This is a genomic window from Massilia orientalis, assembly GCF_030411975.2.
GTDB classification, from domain to species: Bacteria; Pseudomonadota; Gammaproteobacteria; order Burkholderiales; family Burkholderiaceae_D; genus Telluria; species Telluria orientalis.
Genome location: NZ_JASNRB020000011.1, coordinates 95823 through 115539 on the forward strand (window position 1 = coordinate 95823; position 19717 = coordinate 115539).

The window sequence follows — 19717 nt, forward strand, 5'->3', positions numbered from 1 at the left end:
CACCCTTGGGGCTGAACGTCACACTTTCGGCGTGGCCAGCAACGCCTTCAGGCTGGCAAGACGTTCCTTGGGCGTGAGGATTTCGTTTTCCTTCGGCGGCGCATCGCCCACGTCAAGTGCCATTTCCTTGATGAAGCGCGACGGGTCGCAATGCACGAGCTCGCCTGCCCGCTTGCGCTTCTTGCACCACGTGACGTGCAGGCTGCGCTGGGCGCGCGTGATGCCCACGTACATCAGCCGGCGTTCTTCCTGGATGCGGGCGGCGATCTTCTCGACGGGGTCGTCCGGATCGCCCTTGTGCGGCAGGATGCCCTCCTCGCAACCGACGAGGTAGACGTGCGGGTACTCGAGGCCCTTCGAGGCGTGCAGGGTCGACATGCGGACGGCATCCTGTTCCTCGTCCTGCCCCTCGAGCATGGACATCAGCGCCACCATCTGCGTCAATTCCAGCAAGTTCTTTTCTTCGCCGTCACGGTCGCGCCCGCCGCGGCCCCGCTCCTTCAGCCAGTTCAGGAACTCGAGCACGTTCTGCCACTTGCCCTGCGCCGCCTTGTCGTCGAAGTTCTCGTACAGGTAGTGCTCGTAATTCATTTCCTTCATCATGTCGTCGATCAGCTCGGCGGCATGGTCGCCACTGCCGGACGGCCCCGGACGCGTGGCGCGCGATTCCAGCTCGTTGATCCAGTGGCAGAACTCGCGCAGCGGATACAGCTGGCGCTCCTGCAGCAGCGCTTCGATGCCACCCTTCAGTGCCGCCTCGAACAGCGAGCAGTTCCATTGCCCGGAAAATTCGCCCAGCTTTTCCAGCGTGGTCATGCCGACCCCGCGCTTGGGCGTGGTGATGGCGCGGATGAAGGCCGGGTCGTCGTCCTGGTTCGCGATCAGGCGCAGATAGGCGATGATGTCCTTGATCTCGGCCTTGTCGAAGAAGCTCTGGCCGCCCGAGATCGTGTACGGGATGCGCTCCTTGCGCAGCGCCTGCTCGATCACGCGGGCCTGGTGGTTGCCGCGGTACAGGATCGCGAAGTCGGACCATTTGTTCTTGCGCTGGAAATGGTCGGCCGAGATCATGATGGCGATCTGGTCCGCTTCCGTCTCGTCGTTCGGCATGCCGAGAACCTTGATGGGCTCGCCCAGCCCGTGCTCGGACCACAGCGACTTTTCGAACAGTTTCGGGTTGTTGCCGATGACGGCGTTGGCCGCCTGCAGGATGCGCGTCGTGGAGCGGTAGTTCTGCTCCAGCTTGATCACGTTCAGGTCGGGGAAGTCCGTCTGCAGGGTACGCAGGTTTTCCACCGACGCGCCGCGCCAAGCATAGATCGCCTGGTCGTCGTCGCCCACGGCCGTGAACATCGGCTTCTTGCCCAGGCCCGTCACCATCAATTTGACCAGTTCGTACTGGCAGGTGTTGGTGTCCTGGTACTCGTCCATCAGCAGGTAGCGCAGGCGGCGCTGCCAGCGGTCGCGGATCGGCTCGTTATTGCGGAACAATTCCACCGGCAGGCGAATGAGGTCGTCGAAGTCGACGGCCTGGTAGGCCTGCAGGGTCGCGACATAGCTGCGGTAGATGCGGCCGGCCTGGGCCTCGTCCTCGTCGCGTGCGTCCCTGATCGCGTCCTCGGGGTCGACGAGGCCGTTCTTCCACAGCGAGATCGCGTTCTGGATGCGGCGGATTTCCTGCTTGTCGGTGGTGACGGCCAGGTCGGAGACGACGGTGTAGCAGTCGTCGCTGTCCATGATGGAAAACTTGTCCTTCAGGCCAACGCCGGCCGCTTCCTGGCGCAGGATTTTCACGCCCAGCGAGTGGAACGTGGACACCGTCAGCTGCTTGGCCTGCTTGGGTTGCTTGAGCAGCTTGGCGATACGCTCCTGCATCTCGAGCGCGGCCTTGTTCGTGAACGTGAGGGCCGCGATCGTGCGCGGATCGTAGCCGCGGTGCTCGATCATGTAGGCGATCTTTTGCGTAATGACGCGCGTCTTGCCCGACCCGGCGCCGGCCAGCACCAGGCACGGACCGTCGAGATAGAGCACGGCTTCGCTTTGCGGACCGTTCAGGCCGAAATTCGGGGTGTTGGACATTGGAAATATTGGAGAGGACAGCTCAGCATTGTAGCGAAGCTGGAAGCTCGTGCGTAACGTTCGTGTCGAATCCACGACGCCGCTTGAGTAAACCGCAAGCCGCCTCCACATGTGCGTTTTGCATCAGTCCCGCCAAGCATGCGCTAACATGACCGGGCAGCAGCCAACGAGGGATACAACATGAAATTTGAGCACCTGATCGAGATTAACGACCCGCTGAATCCGCTGGCGGACACCATGACACGCGAACAACTGTGGCGCGGCCTCGTGCTGCGCGCGGAAGATCCGAAGATGTTCGTGCCGCACCTGGACGAATGCACGATCAGCGAGCGCGAAAGCGGCAGCTTCATGCGCCGCCTGCGCTATGGCGACCTGGTCATCGACGACAAGGTGGTTCTGCACCCGCTGCACGAAGTCCGCTACGAAGTGCCGGCGCAGGGAGATATTGCCCAGTCGCTGCTGACGATGACCATCGAGGCGCCGTCCGAGGGCGTGATGTGGGTGCGTTTCCTGTACGACGACGGCAATCCGTCGGCGACCGACGAGACGGGCCGCATGTACGAGGATTTCAAGAAGTCGGCCTACCAGGAAGCCGACATCGATACGATCAAGATCGTGCGGCAGCTGGCGTCCGAAGGGAAGCTGGACGCCTCGCTGCTCAACTGATCACGTTCCCGGCTCGACCGAGTCGGGATCGATGTCGCTTTCTCCCTTGGCGAGATTGGCGGCGAGATCGCGCAGCGCCGTGCGCACGCCCTCTTCGATCACGGGGTGGTAGAACGGCATCTCCAGCATCTGGTCCACCGTCAGGCGCGACTGCACGGCCCAGCTGAGCAGGTGGCCGATGTGTTCGCCGCGCGGCGCGATCATCTCGGCGCCGAGGAAGCGTCCCGTGCGGTATTCGCCGTACACGCGCAGCATGCCCTTGTTCTGCAACATGACGCGGCTGCGGCCCTGGTTCTCGAACGACACCTGTCCCACCGCGAACTTCGATTTGCCCGGTGCGCACAGCGCCTTGTAGCTGGCGCCCAAGGTGACGATGTTCGGTTCCGTGAACGCGGCCGTCAGCGGCGCGCGGCGCAGGCCGGGGCGGATGTCCGGGAAGCGGCCGGCATTGTCGCCCGCGATCTTGCCGTGGTCGGCCGCTTCCGGCAGCACGGGGCGTTCCTGGTTGGCGTCGCCCGCGATGAAGATGTGGCTGTTCCCGCATTGCATGGTGCGCGGATCGAAGACCGGCACGCCGCTGTCGTCCAGGGCGATGCCCGCGTGTTCCAGGCCCAGGCCATGCACGTTCGGCGTGCGGCCGGCCGCCTGCAGCACGTATTGAAACCGTTCGGTGATGGCTTCGTCGTGGCGGCCCGTCGTCAGCACGACGTCGTCGCCGTCCTGTTCCGCTTTCAGGATGCGCGACTGGAAGTGGATGTCGAGTTCCTCGCACAGCACGCGCGATGCCGTCTTGAGCACGACCGGATCGGACAACTGCGCCACGCTGCCGCCGCGCGCGTACACGCGCGTGCGCACGCCCAGCCGCGCGAGGGCCTGGCCGAGTTCCAGGCCGATGACGCCCGTGCCGATCACGGCCACCGAGCGCGGCAGGTCGTTCCAGTAAAACACGTCGTCGCTCGTGATCACGCCGGGGCCCACGTTCTCCAGCGTCGGCAGGCGCGTGGGGCTCGAACCGGTGGCGATGACGATGCGGCGGGCGTCGATCTCCGTGTGGTCGTCGACCTGCAGCGTGTGCGGATCGACGAAGCGGGCATGGCCGCGCACCTTGTCTTCATCCGGCATCGCGTCGACGCCTTCGACCACGAAGCCGACGAAGCGGTCGCGCTCGCGCCGCACGCGCGCCATCACGGCGACGCCGTCGATGCGGGTCGTCCCCGGATGGACGCCGAACTGGGGCGCAAGCTGCAGCATGTGGGCGGCCTCGGCGGCCGCGATCAGGAGTTTGCTGGGCATGCAGCCCACGCGCGCGCACGTGGTCCCGTACACGCCGCGCTCGATCAGCACCGTCCGCGCACCCTGCGCCTTCGCGGCGCGGTAGGCGACGAGGCCGGCGGTACCGGCGCCGATCACGGCGACATCGACCTTCAGTTTTTTCATCAGGTACTCCGAGAAATCCCGTCCTTCAGGGCGGGAAGGAAAAGAGCCGATTGCACAGCAATCGATGCCTTTCGGTTGCTAAAAACGCTGCCTATAATCACAGCATGATGCTGGTTTATCGTTACCGGGTGAAGTCCCTTAACGGGCTGCTCAACAGGCAGTCGCGTGCGTGTAACTTCGTCTGGAATTACTGCAACGATCGGCAAAAGGACGCTCTGCGTTTTGGCCGACCCTGGCTTTCGGGCTTTGACCTGAACAAGCTGACGACCGGCAGCAGCAAGGAACTGGGCCTGCATTCGGGGACGGTGAATGCGGTCTGCGAACAGTATGCGAAATCGCGTTCGCAAAAGAAGCGACCTTATCTCCGCTATCGCGGCAAGCGTTCCTCGGGTTGGGTACCGATCAAGGGACGGGAACTGAAGCGTGAAGGTGATGCGTTTCGCTTCGCAGGCAATACCTTCCGCGTCTTTAACAGCCGGCCGCTGCCCGAAGGGAAGATCAAGGATGGCACCAACTTTTCGCGCGACGCGCGAGGGAACTGGTACCTGAATATCGTGATCGATGTGGTCACGCCCGATAGCAGTGCCCGCCGACCGTTGCGCGGTGTCGGTATCGACCTCGGCCTGAAAGACTTCGCGACGCTTTCCACCGGCGAAAAAATTGAAGCGCAGCGTATCTATCGTGGTGCCGAGCAAGCGCTCGCGGTGGCACAGCGTGCCAACAAGAAGCGGCGCGTCAGGGCGATTCACGCAAAGATCGCGAACCGTCGCAACGACTTTCTGCACAAGCTCTCGGACCGCATTGTCCGGCAATTCGACTATATCGCGGTCGGCAATGTGGCCGCCGCCAGACTCGCCAGGACCGGCATGGCCAAGTCTGTTCATGATGCGGGCTGGTCGACCTTCCGACATCAACTGGCGTACAAGGCTGTTAAGCATGGCGCGTGGTTCGAGGAAGTCGATGAGAGATTGACTTCCCAAGTCTGTTCGAATTGTGGCGCCATGCCCGATTCGCGGCCGAAAGGTATCGCAGACCTTGGAATAAGAGAGTGGCAGTGTAGTGTTTGCGGTCGTACACATGATCGCGATATCAATGCTGCAATAAACATTCTCCGTCGCGGACGTGCGACGCTGGCTGCAGGAATCCCCGTCCTTTAGGGGAGGACGTCAACTGACCTCCGGGAAGTTCACGAGCGTGACGATACGCTTTTTTGCAGAACTCGGCTTGGAGGTGAGTAATTTTCAGATATCGAGCGGATCCACCTCGAGCGACCACCGCACCCGCGACTTCATCGCCCGCAGCACGTCGACCCACTCGGTCAAGAATGCCTGCAGCGCCGGCCGCGAATTCGATTCGACGAGCAGCTGCGCGCGATCGACGTTGTGCACGCGGGTCATCGTCATCGGGATCGGCTCGTTGATGACGACCGTGTCCGACGGCACCGCATCGCGCGCCGCCTCGAGGAATTCGATCGCCGTCGCCAGCTCGGGCGCCTCGGCACGCAGCAGCGCCTGGTACATATACGGCGGCAGCGCGGCCTGGTGGCGCTCTTCCAGCAGGCTGCCGGCAAAGCGGTCGTAGTCGTGCCGCATCACGGCGCCGTACAGCGGATGCTGGCAGTAGCGCGACTGGATCAGCACTTCCGACTCCAATCCCGCGCGGCCGGCGCGGCCCGCGACCTGCATCAGCTGCGCGAACAGCCGCTCGCTGGCGCGGTAGTCCTGCGAGAACAGCGCCGTGTCGGGATTCAGCACGCCGACGAGCGTCAGCCTTTTGAAATCGTGACCCTTGGCGACCATCTGCGTTCCGATCAGGATGTCGACGTCGCCCCGGTGCACCGTGTCGAACGCCTCCTGCGCGCTGCCCTTGCGGCGCGTGGAGTCGGCGTCGATGCGCAGGATGCGCGCGTCCGGGAACAGCGCCTGCAGACCTTCCTCGACGCGCTGCGTGCCGCGGCCCAGCGGCTGCAAATCGATGTTGCCGCACGTCGGGCACGCATGCGGGATGCGCAGCTCCAATGAGCAGTGGTGGCATCGGAGCCGCCGCTCCGGCCGGTGCAGGACCATGAACGCGGTGCAGCGCGTGCAGTTGCTGATCCAGCCGCACGCCTCGCAGCACAGCACGGGCGCATAGCCGCGCCGGTTCAGGAACAGCAGCGATTGCTCTCCCCGTTCCATGCGCAGGCGCAGCGCCTGCATCAGCGTCGACGTGAGGCCTTCCTTCGGCTTGTCGCGCTCCATGTCGACCAGCTTCACGCGCGGGAGCACGGCGTCGCGCACGGCGCGCTCGCGCAGTTCGAGCCTGCGGTAGCGGCCCGTCTGCGCGTGGTGCCAGCTTTCCAGCGACGGCGTCGCGGAGCCCAGCACGATGGGGATGCCGAGCTGGCGCGCGCGCCACACGGCCAGGTCGCGCGCCGAATAGCGCAGGCCTTCCTGCTGCTTGTACGACGGATCGTGCTCCTCGTCGATGACGATCATCTTCAGGTTCGGCAGCGACGCGAGGATCGCCAGCCGCGTGCCCAGCACGATGCGCGCGCGGCCCGTGTGCGCGGCCAGCCAGTGCAGCATGCGCTCGCCTTCCGAGAGGCTGCTGTGCAGCGTGGCCAGCATCACGCCCGGGAAGCGCGCGCGGATGTTCGCTTCCAGTTGCGGCGTCAGGTTGATCTCGGGGACCAGGATCAGGATCTGCGCATCGGCATCGCGCTGCAGGACTTGCGCGCAGGCCTGCAGGTAGACCTCGGTCTTGCCGCTGCCCGTGACGCCGTACAGCAGCAGCGGACTGAATCCTTGCGCGCCGCCGATCGCATCCGCTGCCTGCTGCTGGGCCGCGTTCAGGACAGGCATATCGGCCGGCGTGGGATCGTGCGCATCCGGCAGCTTGGCCAGTTTTTTCAGCGCCCGGTCCAGCGCCACCGTCGTCGACAGCCGCACATTCTTCGGCAGGCCCGGCATCGCCACCTCGCCCAGCGGCCGGTGGTAATACGCGGCGGCGAAGCGCGCCAGCGCGATCCACCGCGCCGGCAGCGGCGACAACTGGCCGCGCACGGCGAGCGCATCCTTCAGCTTGTCGGCCGGGACGTCCGTCTCGTGCTTGACGGCGACGATCAGCCCGACCGCCTCGCGCCGCCCGAAGTTCACGAGCGCCAGTTGCCCGACTTCCGGCTCGCTGCCGGGTTCGCATGCCCAGCGGTAGTCGAACAGGCTGTCGAGCGGCGTGTCGAGCGCGATTTGCAGGATGCAGTGGGACAATCCGGTACCTTGTCGAGAAGCTGTGGAAAACTGTGGAAAACTTTGTGGAAAATGGAAAAGTTGACCGTGGAGAAGGTTTACGCTAGATCAAAACGTTAGGAAATTCTCTACATAAATGCCGAAATTTTCCGTATAAATTCAATGACTTACGATTTTCTACTTTGAGCGGGTGAAATATCCCATCGCTTGCGCGCTTCTGTGCATAACTGTGCCTTTCCAGTGAAAAACTTCAGCGCAGTGCAGCATAATCTTGATACAACACTTGAAGAAAATCCGTAAACCACGGTAAACCAAGCACTTTTCCGGATTATTCACAGAACCTGTGCATAACTTTGTGAACAATAGGCTGAAAGCTTCGGTGGATAACCGGTCACTCCTCTGGGAGCACCTCGCCAGGCCGCCCTTGGCCCAGCATTAAATACAATCAAATCAATCACTTACCATATTTTGACGGGCACTGTACATTTCTACAGTCCACGCTGATCGAATCCGATTTTTTGTGAATAAGTGTGATTGCCTGCTCACCGTGCTGCACAAAATGCAGCACGGCCGCTGTGGAACGATCAGGCGGCGCGCTGGCGGCGGCTGAAGTCGTGGACCGCGTCGACCATCGCCGTCACGGATTCCGGCGGGGTGAATTGCGAGATGCCGTGGCCCAGGTTGAACACGTGGCCGTGGCCTGCGGACGGCGTGCCGTAGCTGGCCAGCGCCTTTTCCACTTCGGTGCGGATCTGGTCCGGGCCGGCGAACAGGATGGCCGGATCGAGGTTGCCCTGCAGGGCGACGCGGTCGCCCACCTGCGCGCGGGCGCGGCCCAGGTTGACGGTCCAGTCCAGGCCCAGCGCGTCGGCGCCGATATCGGCCATGGCGTCCAGCCACAGGCCGCCGCCCTTCGTGAACACGATGGCCGGAATACGCACGCCGTCCTTTTCACGCTGCAGCTTCGCGACGACCTTCTCCATGTACGCGAGCGAAAACTGTTGATAAGCCCCGTCGGCCAGCGCGCCGCCCCAGGAGTCGAAGATCATGACGGCCTGCGCGCCCGCGTCGATCTGGGCGTTCAGGTATTGCGCGACGGCTTCCGCGTTGATCTCCAGGATGCGGTGCATCAGGTCCGGACGCGAATACAGCATCTTCTTGATCGTGTGGAATTCGCGCGAGCCGCCGCCTTCCACCATATAGCAGGCCAGCGTCCACGGGCTGCCGGAAAAGCCGATCAGCGGCACGCGGCCGTTCAGGGCCGTGCGGATCGACGTCACGGCGTCGAACACGTACTGCAGCGACGCCATGTCGGGCACGCGCAGGGCGGCGACATCGCTTTCCGTGCGCACGGTGCGCTCGAATTTCGGGCCCTCGCCATCCTCGAAATACAGGCCCAGGCCCATTGCGTCCGGCACGGTCAGGATGTCGGAGAACAGGATCGACGCGTCCAGCGGATAGCGGTCGATCGGCTGCAGGGTGACTTCGGTCGCGAAATCCGGATTCTTGGCCAGGCCCAGGAACGAACCGGCTTTCGAACGCGTGGCGCGGTATTCCGGCAGGTAGCGCCCCGCCTGGCGCATCAGCCACACCGGCGTGTAGTCCGTCGGCTGGCGCAGCAGCGCACGCAGGAAGGTGTCGTTCTGGAGCGGGGCAAATTGTGGCATGGCTGACAATCCGTTCGCGGGTTGGGTGGGCAAACCTCTATTATCGCATCCCCGGGCCCCGCGCACCGCATCCACGTGGACATACGCTCGCGCGGCAGAGACTTATAATGCCTCTCTTCCCGCTGCCCGTCCCAGAACCGACCATGACCGACACCACCCGCAAGCAGGCCGCGCCCTGCGGCACCTGGACCTCCCCGATCACCGCCGCCGTCGTCGCGGCCGGCGCCACGCCGCTGTCGCAGGTACTGCTCGACGGCGGCGACGTGTTCTGGCTGGCCGGCCGCGCCAGCGAAGGCGGCCGCAACACGCTGCTGCGCAACCGCGGCGGCCAGGTCGACGAACTGACGCCGGCCCCGTTCAACGCCCGCACCCGCGTGCACGAGTACGGCGGCGGCGCCACGCTCGTCGCGGACAGCCACATCTGGTTCTCGAACTTCGCCGACAACCGCGTCTACCGCCTCGACCGCGCCGGCAGCGGCGAACCCGTTCCCGTCAGCGCGGGCGGCGACGAGCGCTGGGCCGACTTCGTGCTGGACCGCGCGCACCGGCGCCTGATCGGCGTGCGCGAAGATCACTCTGCCGGCGGCACCTACCCGGACAACACATTGAGTGCGCTCGGCGCGGACGGCACGGTCACGGTGCTCGTCGACGGCAACGATTTTTATTCGTCGCCGCGCATCTCCCCGGACGGCACTCACCTCGCGTGGCTGAGCTGGGACCATCCGCGCATGCCGTGGCAAGGCACCGAACTGTGGCTGGCCGAGATCGGCGAAGACGGCACGCTGCTGGACGGCCGCCTGATCGCGGGCGGGGCAGACGAAGCGATCGTGCAGCCGGAATGGTCGCCGGACGGCACGCTGTACTTCGTGTCCGACCGCAGCGGCTGGTGGAACCTGTACCGCTACGAGCACGGCGTCGTGCATCCCGTGTGCCCGCGCGCGGCCGAATTCGGCGGCCCGCACTGGGTCTTCGGGAACAGCATGTACGGCTTCCGCTCGGCGCAGGAAATCGTCTGCACGTACATCGAGGATGGCGTGAGCCAGCTCGCACGGCTCGACGTGCGCAACGGCCACCTGACACCCATCGCCACGCCGTACGAACAGATCAGCGAACTGCGGGTCGAAGGCGACACGGTCGCGCTGCTGGGCGGCGCGCCCACGCTGGCGGCGGAAATCGCGTGCATCGATCTCGCGACCGGGCAGCGCAACGTGCTGGCGCGCTCGATCGAGCAGCTGCCCGACGTGAGCTATCTGTCGGTCCCGCAAAGCATCCGCTACCCGAGCAAGGGTGAGAAAACCGCGGACCGGACCGCGTACGCCTTCTATTACCCGCCCACGAACCGCGATTTCGCGCCGCAGCCGGGCGAGCTACCGCCGCTGATGGTGATCGGCCACGGCGGCCCGACGAGCATGGCGGCCAGCACCCTGAAACTGGCGACGCAGTTCTGGACGAGCCGCGGCATCGCCGTGCTGGACGTGAACTATGGCGGCAGCACGGGCTTCGGCCGCGCCTACCGCGACCTGCTGAAGGGTCAATGGGGCGTGGTCGACGTCGAGGATTGCGTCGCGGGCGCCCAGTACCTCGTCGACAACGATCTCGTCGACCGCGAACGCCTCGTGATCCGCGGCGGCAGCGCCGGCGGCCTGACGACGCTGTGCGCCCTCGCCTTCCACGACGTGTTCAAGGCCGGCGCCAGCTACTACGGCGTGTCGGATTTAAAAGGCCTGGACGCGGACTCGCACAAATTCGAATCCCACTACAACGAATACCTGATCGCGCCGAAGGAAAGCGCCGACCGGGTCTACGCCGAGCGCTCGCCCATCAACCACACCGATAAACTGCACCGGCCGATGATCTTCTTCCAGGGTCTCGACGACAAGGTCGTGCCGCCGCCGCAATCGGAAGTGATGGTGTCCGCGCTGCGCGCGCGCGGCGTGCCCGTCGCCTACATCACGCTGGCCGGCGAAGGCCACGGCTTCCGCAAGGCGGACAGCATCGTGCGCACGCTGGAAGCGGAGCTGTATTTCTACCTGCGCGTGTTCGGCATCCCCGTGCCCGAAAGCCTGCCGCCCATCGATATCGAGAACCTTGCCGCATGAGCGATGAGGTGTTGCATGCGGTCGTGGAAGCCTGCGACGAGCGCCGCAAGCTGATCCTGGCCTTGCTCGCGCTGGCCGGCGAGCCGATGGGACGGCGGCGCATCCACGACCATCTGGCGCCGCTGGAAGCGAGCAGCAACGAGGAAGACCTGGCCGAGCCGTTGGAGCGGTTGCGCGCCGATGGCCTGATCGGCGAGCTGCCGTCGCGCGGCTACACGATCGCCGCCGATGTCGCCTGGCCCGCCATCCAGTGGGCGCTGCGTGCGCGCCGCCTCAACGAGCTGCGCGAGGTCTACCAGCAGGTGACGCCGCTGCGCGTCGACTGGCAGGGCACGCCCATGCTGCGCAGCTACCGCCAGGGTGTCGCGCTGCTGCGTTTCGCGCTGCTCGCCGGCGAAGGCCCGAAAGCCATCGCGCCGCTGCTGGCCGCGTGCCTGCGCTGCCACGAAGCGGCCTATCTGCATCCGCTCGTCGACATCTGCGCGCGCCCGTTCGAGCCCGACCTGATGGAGCGCATCAACGGGCTCGTACGCGACGACGTGCTCGCGGTGCTCGTCAACCACGTGCAGCGCGAACCGGCCAGCGCGCCCGCGATCCGCGCGTATGCGGAAGAACACGTGGCACAGGGCGGCGCATCGATGGCGCTGCGCACGGCGCTGGCGGAACACCTGATCCTGTGCGGTCGCCTCGATGCGGCGGCCGACCTGCTCGTCGACCTCGACGAATCGGCGACACTCCATTACCGCAGCGTGCTGCAACTGCTGCGCGGCGACACGGAGCAAGCGCTGGCCGGCTTCGACAAGGCGTTGAAAGCGCTGCGGCGCGAGACGGGCAAGAGAAAAGCCATCTTCGAAGGGATCGGCGGCCACCTGTACGTGACGGCGCTGCTGAGGAGCGCCGACCCGAAACATGCGAAGGCCGTGGAGTCCTACCTGGACAGCGCCACGCGCGCCGTGCAAAGCCACGATACGGCGGTGTACCAGCAACTGTCGATGCTGCGCCAGATCCGCGGCGGCACGGTCGATGCGGAGGTGCTCCCGTCGCGCAACTGGGAGACGAGCCTGCAGCCGGTGATGTTCCGCGCACTGCTGCACTGGTGGCTCGGCATGCCGCAGCTGGCGGACAAGCGCGCCATGCTGGAGCAGCAGTTCGACGTCGCGCGGGAAGCCGGGTTCGACTTCATCGCGGCGCAGATCGCCTCGGTGCTGGGGCAGCTGGGCATGGTCGGCATCGACCAGCAGGCGATCGCGCTGCGCCAGCAGCACCGCTTCGTCGACCTCGCGCTGTGGTTCGAGCGCGAGCAGCCGTGGGAACGCCAGCTGAATGCCCTCATCAACCTGCAGCCCGCCGTGAACGTGGAGGTGGTCAAGGAATCGCGTCTCGCGTGGCTCGTGAGCTGGGACGCGCACCTCGGCATCCGCGCCATCGAACCGAGGGAACAGAAGCGCGACGTGCAGGGCGGCTGGACGCGCGGCCGTCCGCTGGGCCTCAAGCGCCTCGCGGAAGAGGCGGCGGAGCTGGACTTCCTGACCGCGCAGGACGTGCAGGTCGCAAGCAGCATCGGCGCCTACCGCTACTACAGCGGCACCGGCACGCGCTACGAATTCGACCTGGACAAGGCCGTGGCCGCGCTGGCCGGCCATCCGCTGCTGTTCTGGATGGATGCGCCGGGCACGCGCGTCGAACTGCTGCCGGGCGAGCCGCAACTGGTCGTGCGCGCCGGTGGCGGCAAGGTCATGATCACGCTGGTGCCGCCCCTGCGCGAGCAGCAGGGCGAAGTCGTCGTCACGAAGGAGACGCCGACGCGATTGCGCATCGTGCGGGTGAAAGACGAGCACCGGCGCATCGGCGCCATCGTCGGCGACGGGCTCGACGTGCCGCTCGAAGCGGAAAAGCGCGTGCTGCAGGCGATCAGCGCCATCTCGTCCATCGTCACCGTGCAGTCGGACATCGGCGGCAGCGCGGCGGACATCGAGCAAGTGACGGCCGACCCGCGCCTGCACATCAACCTGCTGCCTTACCAGCAGGGCCTGCGCATCCAGGTGATGGTGCGGCCGTTGCCGGATGCCGGTCCGTACTTCCGCCCGGGCGACGGCACGGAAAGTGTCATCGCGGACGTGGGCGGCGTGCGTACGGAAGCGCGCCGCGACCTGAATGCGGAGCGCGAGGCCGAGCGCCAGCTGCTGGCCGACCTGCCGGCGCTGGAGCACGCGGAAGACGAACATGGCGAATGGCTGCTCGCGGCGCCGATCCACTGCCTGGAACTCGTCGTGCAGCTGCAGGAACTGGACGCGGCGAAGGTCGTCGTCGCCTGGCCGGAGGGCGAATCGTTCCGCGTATCGAAGAAGATCACGTCGAAGTCCGTGCGCCTGCAGATCCAGCGCGACAAGGACTGGTTCGCGGCGAACGGCGAAGTGCAGGTCGACGAGAACAAGGTGATGGACTTGCGCGAACTGCTCGCGCGCGTGCGCGAAGACCGCTTCATCGCGCTCGGCGACAACCAGTTTTTGGCACTGACGCACGAGCTGCACCGCCGCCTGATGGACCTCTCCGCCTACAGCGACGCGGACCAGGAAGCGCTGCGCTTCCACCCGCTCGCCAGCTTCGCGCTGGAAGAGATGGCGCTGGAAGCGGGCGGCGTCGATGCCGATAAGGCGTGGCGCGCGCACCTGAAGCACATGCAGGCGAACGCGGAATACCGGCCGCAGTTGCCGAACACCCTGCAGGCGGAGCTGCGCGATTACCAGGTCGAGGGCTTCGAGTGGCTGGCGCGCCTCGCGCACTGGGGCGTCGGCGCCTGCCTCGCGGACGACATGGGACTCGGCAAGACCTTGCAGGCGCTCGCGCTGATCCTGTCGCGCGCACCGGGCGGGCCGACGCTCGTCGTGGCGCCGACGTCCGTCGCGACCAACTGGCTGGCGGAAGCGGAACGCTTCGCGCCCACGCTGAACGTGAAGCTGTTCGGGCCCGGCGACCGCGCCGCGATGCTGAAGGACGCGGGACCGTTCGACGTGATCGTCGCCAGCTACGGCCTGCTGCAGCTGGAGTCCGCGCTGTTCGACGGCATCCGCTGGCACACCATCGTGCTGGACGAGGCGCAGGCCATCAAGAATGCGTACACGCGCCGCTCAGCCGCCGTGATGGCGCTGACGGGCGATTTCAAAATGGTGGCCACCGGCACGCCGCTGGAAAATCACCTGGGCGAGTTGTGGAACCTGTTCCGCTTCATCAATCCGGGGCTGCTCGGGACGAGCGATCAGTTCCAATTGCGCTTCGCCGGCCCGATCGAAAAGGCCTCCAGTATTAATAAAGATCGGCGCGCGGAACTGGCGGCGCGCACGCGCCTGCGCCGCCTCACGCAGCCGTTCATCCTGCGCAGGACAAAAGCGCAGGTGCTGTCCGAACTGCCGCCGCGCACCGAGATCGTGCTGCCGGTGCAGCTGTCGGAAGAAGAGACGGCGCTGTACGAATCGCTGCGGCGCGAAGCGCTGGAACGCATCGCCGCGCTGGAGGCACCGCAGTCGCAAAAACAGATCCAGATCCTCGCGGAAATGATGAAGCTGCGCCGCGCGTGCTGCAATCCCGCCCTCGTCGCGCCGGAGAGCGGCATCCGCAGCAGCAAGCTGGAGACGTTCGCGCGCCTCGCGGATGAACTGCTGGAGAACCGCCACAAGGCGCTCGTGTTCAGCCAGTTCGTCGACCACCTTACCTTGATCCGCAAGCATCTCGACGAACGCGGCATCCGCTACCAGTACCTCGACGGATCGACGCCCATGCAGGAGCGGAAGCGCCGCGTGGACGCGTTCCAGGCGGGCGACGGCGACCTGTTCCTGATCTCGCTGAAGGCGGGCGGCGTCGGCATCAACCTGACGGCGGCCGACTACGTGATCCACATGGACCCGTGGTGGAATCCGGCCGTGGAAGACCAGGCCAGCGACCGCGCGCACCGCATGGGCCAGCAGCGGCCCGTCACGATCTACCGGCTCGTTGCGCGCCATACGATCGAGGAAGGCATCGTCGACCTGCACCGCCACAAGCGCGACCTCGCCGACAGCCTGCTGGAAGGGACGGACGTCGCCGCGCGCCTGTCGCCGGCGGACATGCTGGTCATGCTGCAGGCGGGGCTCGCCGGGTCGTCGGGCCCGCGTCCGGCGTCCGTCGAAGAGTGGCAAACCGGGTGAGGATGCATGCCGTTGCGGGCGCGTTGGCGGCGGATCACGTCACGACGCGCGCGTGACGTATTGTTTCAGATGCCCGCAAAAGCGCCAAATGATGCTAATCTGGCGCCCCCCATCTGGCCCATCCATAAACCAGGCAGATAGAACATGATGAAATCGAAAATCGCACTGGCCGTCCTGCTGACCAGCGTCGCACTGGCGCCGGCGAGTGCGCGTCCCAAGACGCATCACAAGGCGGCCAGCACGGCCAAAGCCAAGAGCAAGCCGAAGGCCAAGGCCGCCGCCAAGCCGGTACAGAAGGCCGCCGCGCACGTCGCCGTCGCCACGCCGCAGAACCGCAACGACCGCTACATGGACTCGCTGTCCATGCAATTCGTGACCGCGCTGTGGCGCATCGATCCGGAAGACGGCATCTACGTCGGCAAGTTCGACGCCGCCGCGAAGCTGACGATTCCCGACGCCGCCACGCGCGCGAAAAAGCTCGCGTTCATCGACGAGTGGCTCGACAAGTTCGGCAAGCTGAACGCCGACAAACTGTCGCCGAACCAGCGCACCGACCTCGCCGTCCTCCTCAACAAGCTGAAATACGAGCGCTGGCAGCTGACCACGTTCCGCGAGTTCGAATGGAACCCGGCCGAGTACAACGTCGCGCAGACGTTCGACCTGATCCTGACGACGGAATACGCCGCGAAGGCCCAGCGCCTGCGCACGATCCTGAAACGCCTGGCCGACGTGCCGGCGTACTACCAGGCCGCGCAAGCGTCCATCGTCAACCCGACGCACGAACACACGCAACTCGCGATCCAGCAGGCGCCGGGCACGCTCGTCGTGCTGGCGGACCTCGGCAAGGCCGCGCAGGAATCGATCCTGACGCCGCAGGAGAAGGCGATCTTCGCGCAGCGCATCGCGAACGCCGGCACGGCGGTGGTGGCGTGGGTCGACTTCCTGACGGACCTCGACAAGTCGCAGTCGCAGATGCAGCGCGCGCGCTCGTTCCGCATCGGTAAGGACCTGTACGAGCAAAAATTCGCGTTCGAGATCCAGTCCGCCAGCACGGGCGAGCAGACCTACCGCAAAGCCCTGGCCGCGCGCGACGAACTCCTCACGCGCATGGACGGCCTCGCCGACCAGCTGTGGGACAAGACGATGGGCGGCGCCGCGAAGCCGGCGGACCGTTATCAAAAAATCGGCATGGTGATCGACAAGCTCTCGCTGCAGCACACGACGGCCGCCGATTTCCTGCCCGAGATCCGCCGCCAGATCCCGCAGCTGCAGGAATACGTCATCAAGAACAACCTCGTGACGATCGATCCGAGCAAGCCGCTCGTCGTGCGCGAGACGCCGCTGTACCAGCGCGGCGTGGCCGGCGCCAGCATCGACGCGCCGGGGCCGTACCGTCCGAAGGATAAAACCTATTACAACGTGACGCCGCTGGATGGCCTCACGCCCGAGCAGGCCGAAAGCAGCCTGCGCGAGTACAACAACTGGATGCTGCAAATCCTGAACATCCACGAGGCGATCCCCGGCCACTACACACAGCTGATGAACGCGAACCGTTCGCCGTCGCTCGTGAAGGCGTTGTTCGGCAACGGCGCGATGGTCGAAGGCTGGGCCGTGTACGGCGAGCGCATGATGCTGGAATCGGGCTATGGCGACAATGCGCCGGAGCTGTGGCTGATGTGGTGCAAGTGGAATTTGCGCAGCGTCTCCAACACGATCCTCGACTACAGCGTGCACGTGCTGGGCATGACGCGCGAACAGGCGATCGACCTGCTCGTGCGCCAGGCGTTCCAGACCCCGCAGGAAGCGGCCGAGAAGTGGAAACGCGCGCAGCTGTCGTCCGTGCAGCTCTCCAGTTATTTCAGCGGCTACAGCGACATCATGGAACTGCGCGAGCGCCGCAAGGAACAGCTGGGCGAGCGCTTCAACCTCAAGCAATTCCACGACCAGTTCCTCGGTTACGGAAATGCGCCGGTGAAGATCATCGGCCAGCTGATGCAGTAACGCGTGAAGCGCATCACGATCGTCGCGGCGCTCGCGGGCGTCGCCGTGCTGGCTGGCGGCGCGGCCCTGTACGTCTTCAACGCGCGCCAGGACGCGACGCCGGGACGCGCGTTCTGGCGTCCCGCCGACGCGCCGACCAGACCTGCATGGTCCGCACGCGTGACGCCGCTGCCGGACCGCTTCGGCGATCCGTTCGGGACCGTCGTCGATGGCCACGGCAACGTGTTCGTCGCGGACGGCGGCGACTGCAGCTGCATCCGCCGCATCGCACCCGACGGACAGGTGACCATCTTCGCCGGTGGGCACGCGGGCTACGCGGACGGTGTCGGCGCCGCCGCGGCATTCGACACGCCGTCGGCGCTGGCGATCGACCGCCTCGGCAACCTGTACGTCGCCGACACGCACAACAACGCGATCCGCAAGGTGGCGCCCGACGGCGGCGTGAGCACGCTGGCGGGCAGCGCCGCAGGCTTCGACGGGCCGGTCGGCGTTGCCGTCGACCGCGACGGCAACGTGTATGTGGCCGACACCTACAACGACCGCATCGGCCGCATCGGCAAGGACGGCGCGGTGACGGCGGTGGCCGGCAGCGGCACGCCCGATTACCTCGACGGCACGGGCACCGCGGCCGCCTTCGATACGCCGAGCGCCCTCGCCGTCGACAAGCACGGCGTGCTGTTCGTCGCCGACACGGGCAACAACGCGATCCGGCGCATCGACAGGAATGGCGCAGTGACGACGCTCGCGCGCGCACCCGAGGACGAGCGGCGTCCGCTGCTGCGCCGCCCCGTCGCGCTGGCGCTGACGCATGACGGCTACCTGTACGCGAGCGGCGCGGGTGGACGCATCCTCCAGTTCGACCCGAGCGGGCAGTATCACGCCCTGCCGGACGCCGACCACCCCGAAGGCGCGAGCTATGCCAGCGACGGCAGCGTGCGGCTGTATGCGCCGCGCGGCATCGCCGTGAAACGCGACGGTGCGCTGGTGGTGGCCGATGGCCAGGCGCAGCAGATGTTCGTGCTGGCCCCACCCCAACCCGGCACGCCGCCCCCGCAGGCGCGGCCGCAGGTACTGCCCGCGGTGGCATCGATGCCCTGGCCCGTGGGCCCGCAAACGGAACCGCACGAAGTCGTCGGCGTGCTGGGCGAGGTGCGCGGCAGCTACGATGGCGAAAACCGCGACCACTTCCACGCAGGCCTCGACATCCGGGCCGACGTCGGCGCGCGCGTGCTGGCGGTGCTGCCGGCAACGGTGAGCGATCCGTATCCCAACTGGACGTTCGGCCAGCTGGGCGAAGGCATGAGCATCGGGCCGCTGTCGTACATCCACATGCGCGTGGGCCGCGATGCCTCGGGCAAGCCGCTCGATCCGCGTTTCCAGGTGCTGGCCGGCCCGAACGGCAAGCCGGCACGCGTGCGCGTGCGGCGCGGCACGCGGTTCGCCGTCGGCGACCCGCTCGGCACCATCAATCCGATGGCGCACGTGCACATGGAGTACTACCCCGGCGGCGTCGCCGTCAACGCGCTGGCCCTGCCGTTCACCGGCCTGCGCGACACGGTGCCGCCCCGCATCCAGAGCATCGCGCTGTACGATGCGGGCGGCCAGCGCCTCCCGCGCAAGAAGGGCCAGCGCCTGCACGTGGCGCGCACGCTCGGCGCGTTGACGATCGTCGCCGCCGCCTACGACCAGATGGACGACAACCTGGCGCGCCGCCGCCTCGGACTGTACAAGCTGGGCTACCAGCTGCTCCATGCGGACGGCAGCCCCGTCGCCGGATTCGAGACGCCGCGCATCACGCAGGTCTACAACCGCCTGCCGCGCGAGCGCGAAGCGGTGAAGCTGCTGTATGCGGAAAACAGCGGCATCACGGTCTACGGCAGCAAGGCCACCGTGTTCGCCTACGCCGTCAACAACACGCTGCACGATGGCGTCGCGCTGCCCGGCACGTGGAACGTCGATGGACTCGCACCGGGCGATTACGTGCTGCGGATCTACGCGGCGGATTTCGCGGGACAGGCGGCGCTGGAGGGGCGCGACCTGCCGATCACGGTGGAATAAGCGCTTATTCGAAGACGGCGCGCGGTACGGAACTCGATGCTTGCGCCCGGCGCCAGGTGATCCTTGACGATGTCGTTGTCTTCGTTAAAAAAGTAGGTCACGGGCGCGACGGCGTCGGCGGAGTAATGCAGGAAGACGACCGGTGACGTAACGGCATTCACGAGGAGCGCAAGCCACGACATTACGATCGCCCCGCCGATGGCCAGCAGTTTCTTGCGCATCGATTTGCTATCACGGGACGACGGGCCACGAAGAAATTCGCGCTTGGTCATGACGAAAACGGCGCCTCGCGGGCGCCGTTT

General features: G+C 66.0%; 11 protein-coding genes. 6 read left to right on the forward strand and 5 right to left on the reverse strand.

Annotation, left to right across the window (positions count from 1 at the left end):
- Positions 1-18: 18 nt before the first annotated feature.
- A complete protein-coding gene (locus QPK29_RS18670) occupies positions 19-2079 on the reverse strand; it encodes a UvrD-helicase domain-containing protein (protein WP_056126171.1) in 2061 nt (686 codons plus the stop codon).
- A gap of 180 nt (positions 2080-2259) precedes the next feature.
- On the opposite strand from QPK29_RS18670, the gene QPK29_RS18675 reads away from it, so the two are divergent.
- The gene (locus tag QPK29_RS18675) at positions 2260-2745 is read left to right on the forward strand and encodes an SRPBCC family protein (RefSeq protein ID WP_371763198.1); all 486 of its coding nucleotides are present in this window, start codon (positions 2260-2262) and stop codon (positions 2743-2745) included.
- On the opposite strand, the gene QPK29_RS18680 is transcribed toward QPK29_RS18675, so the two are convergent.
- Positions 2746-4182 carry a dihydrolipoyl dehydrogenase gene (locus QPK29_RS18680; protein WP_371770701.1) on the reverse strand — a complete coding sequence of 479 codons (1437 nt, stop codon included), beginning with the start codon at positions 4180-4182 and terminating at the stop codon, positions 2746-2748.
- Between the two features lie 104 nt (positions 4183-4286).
- Here QPK29_RS18680 and QPK29_RS18685 point away from each other — a divergent pair, with 104 nt between their 5' ends.
- Complete coding sequence (locus tag QPK29_RS18685) at positions 4287-5339, forward strand: RNA-guided endonuclease InsQ/TnpB family protein (RefSeq protein WP_371770702.1); 1053 nt, start codon at positions 4287-4289, stop codon at positions 5337-5339.
- A gap of 84 nt (positions 5340-5423) precedes the next feature.
- Here QPK29_RS18685 and QPK29_RS18690 read toward each other — a convergent pair whose 3' ends face one another.
- Positions 5424-7430, reverse strand: a complete 2007-nt coding sequence (locus tag QPK29_RS18690) for a primosomal protein N' (protein WP_056126165.1) — start codon at positions 7428-7430, stop codon at positions 5424-5426.
- 563 nt (positions 7431-7993) lie between these two features.
- Entirely contained in the window at positions 7994-9076 is a 1083-nt protein-coding gene (hemE, locus tag QPK29_RS18695) for a uroporphyrinogen decarboxylase (protein WP_160407292.1), read from the reverse strand.
- 143 nt (positions 9077-9219) lie between these two features.
- On the opposite strand from hemE, the gene QPK29_RS18700 reads away from it, so the two are divergent.
- The 4 genes from QPK29_RS18700 (at position 9220) to QPK29_RS18715 (ending at position 19415) form a co-directional block, all read left to right on the forward strand.
- Positions 9220-11175, forward strand: coding sequence for a dipeptidyl-peptidase 5 (locus QPK29_RS18700; protein WP_160407289.1), 1956 nt, complete (start codon positions 9220-9222; stop codon positions 11173-11175).
- A complete protein-coding gene (locus QPK29_RS18705) occupies positions 11172-15356 on the forward strand; it encodes an SNF2-related protein (RefSeq protein WP_371770703.1) in 4185 nt (1394 codons plus the stop codon). Before QPK29_RS18700 ends, QPK29_RS18705 begins: the two co-directional genes overlap by 4 nt.
- Before the next feature lie 144 nt (positions 15357-15500).
- Positions 15501-17357, forward strand: coding sequence for a DUF885 domain-containing protein (locus QPK29_RS18710; RefSeq protein WP_371770704.1), 1857 nt, complete (start codon positions 15501-15503; stop codon positions 17355-17357).
- Between the two features lie 3 nt (positions 17358-17360).
- Positions 17361-19415: a gluconolaconase gene (locus tag QPK29_RS18715; RefSeq protein WP_371770705.1), complete on the forward strand. Its 2055-nt coding sequence runs from the start codon at positions 17361-17363 to the stop codon at positions 19413-19415.
- Here QPK29_RS18715 and QPK29_RS18720 read toward each other — a convergent pair.
- Positions 19349-19687 (reverse strand): hypothetical protein, encoded by a 339-nt coding sequence (locus tag QPK29_RS18720; RefSeq protein ID WP_371770706.1) that lies wholly within the window; start codon positions 19685-19687, stop codon positions 19349-19351. The two genes, QPK29_RS18715 and QPK29_RS18720, sit on opposite strands and share 67 nt — an antisense overlap.
- Positions 19688-19717 lie beyond the last annotated feature (30 nt).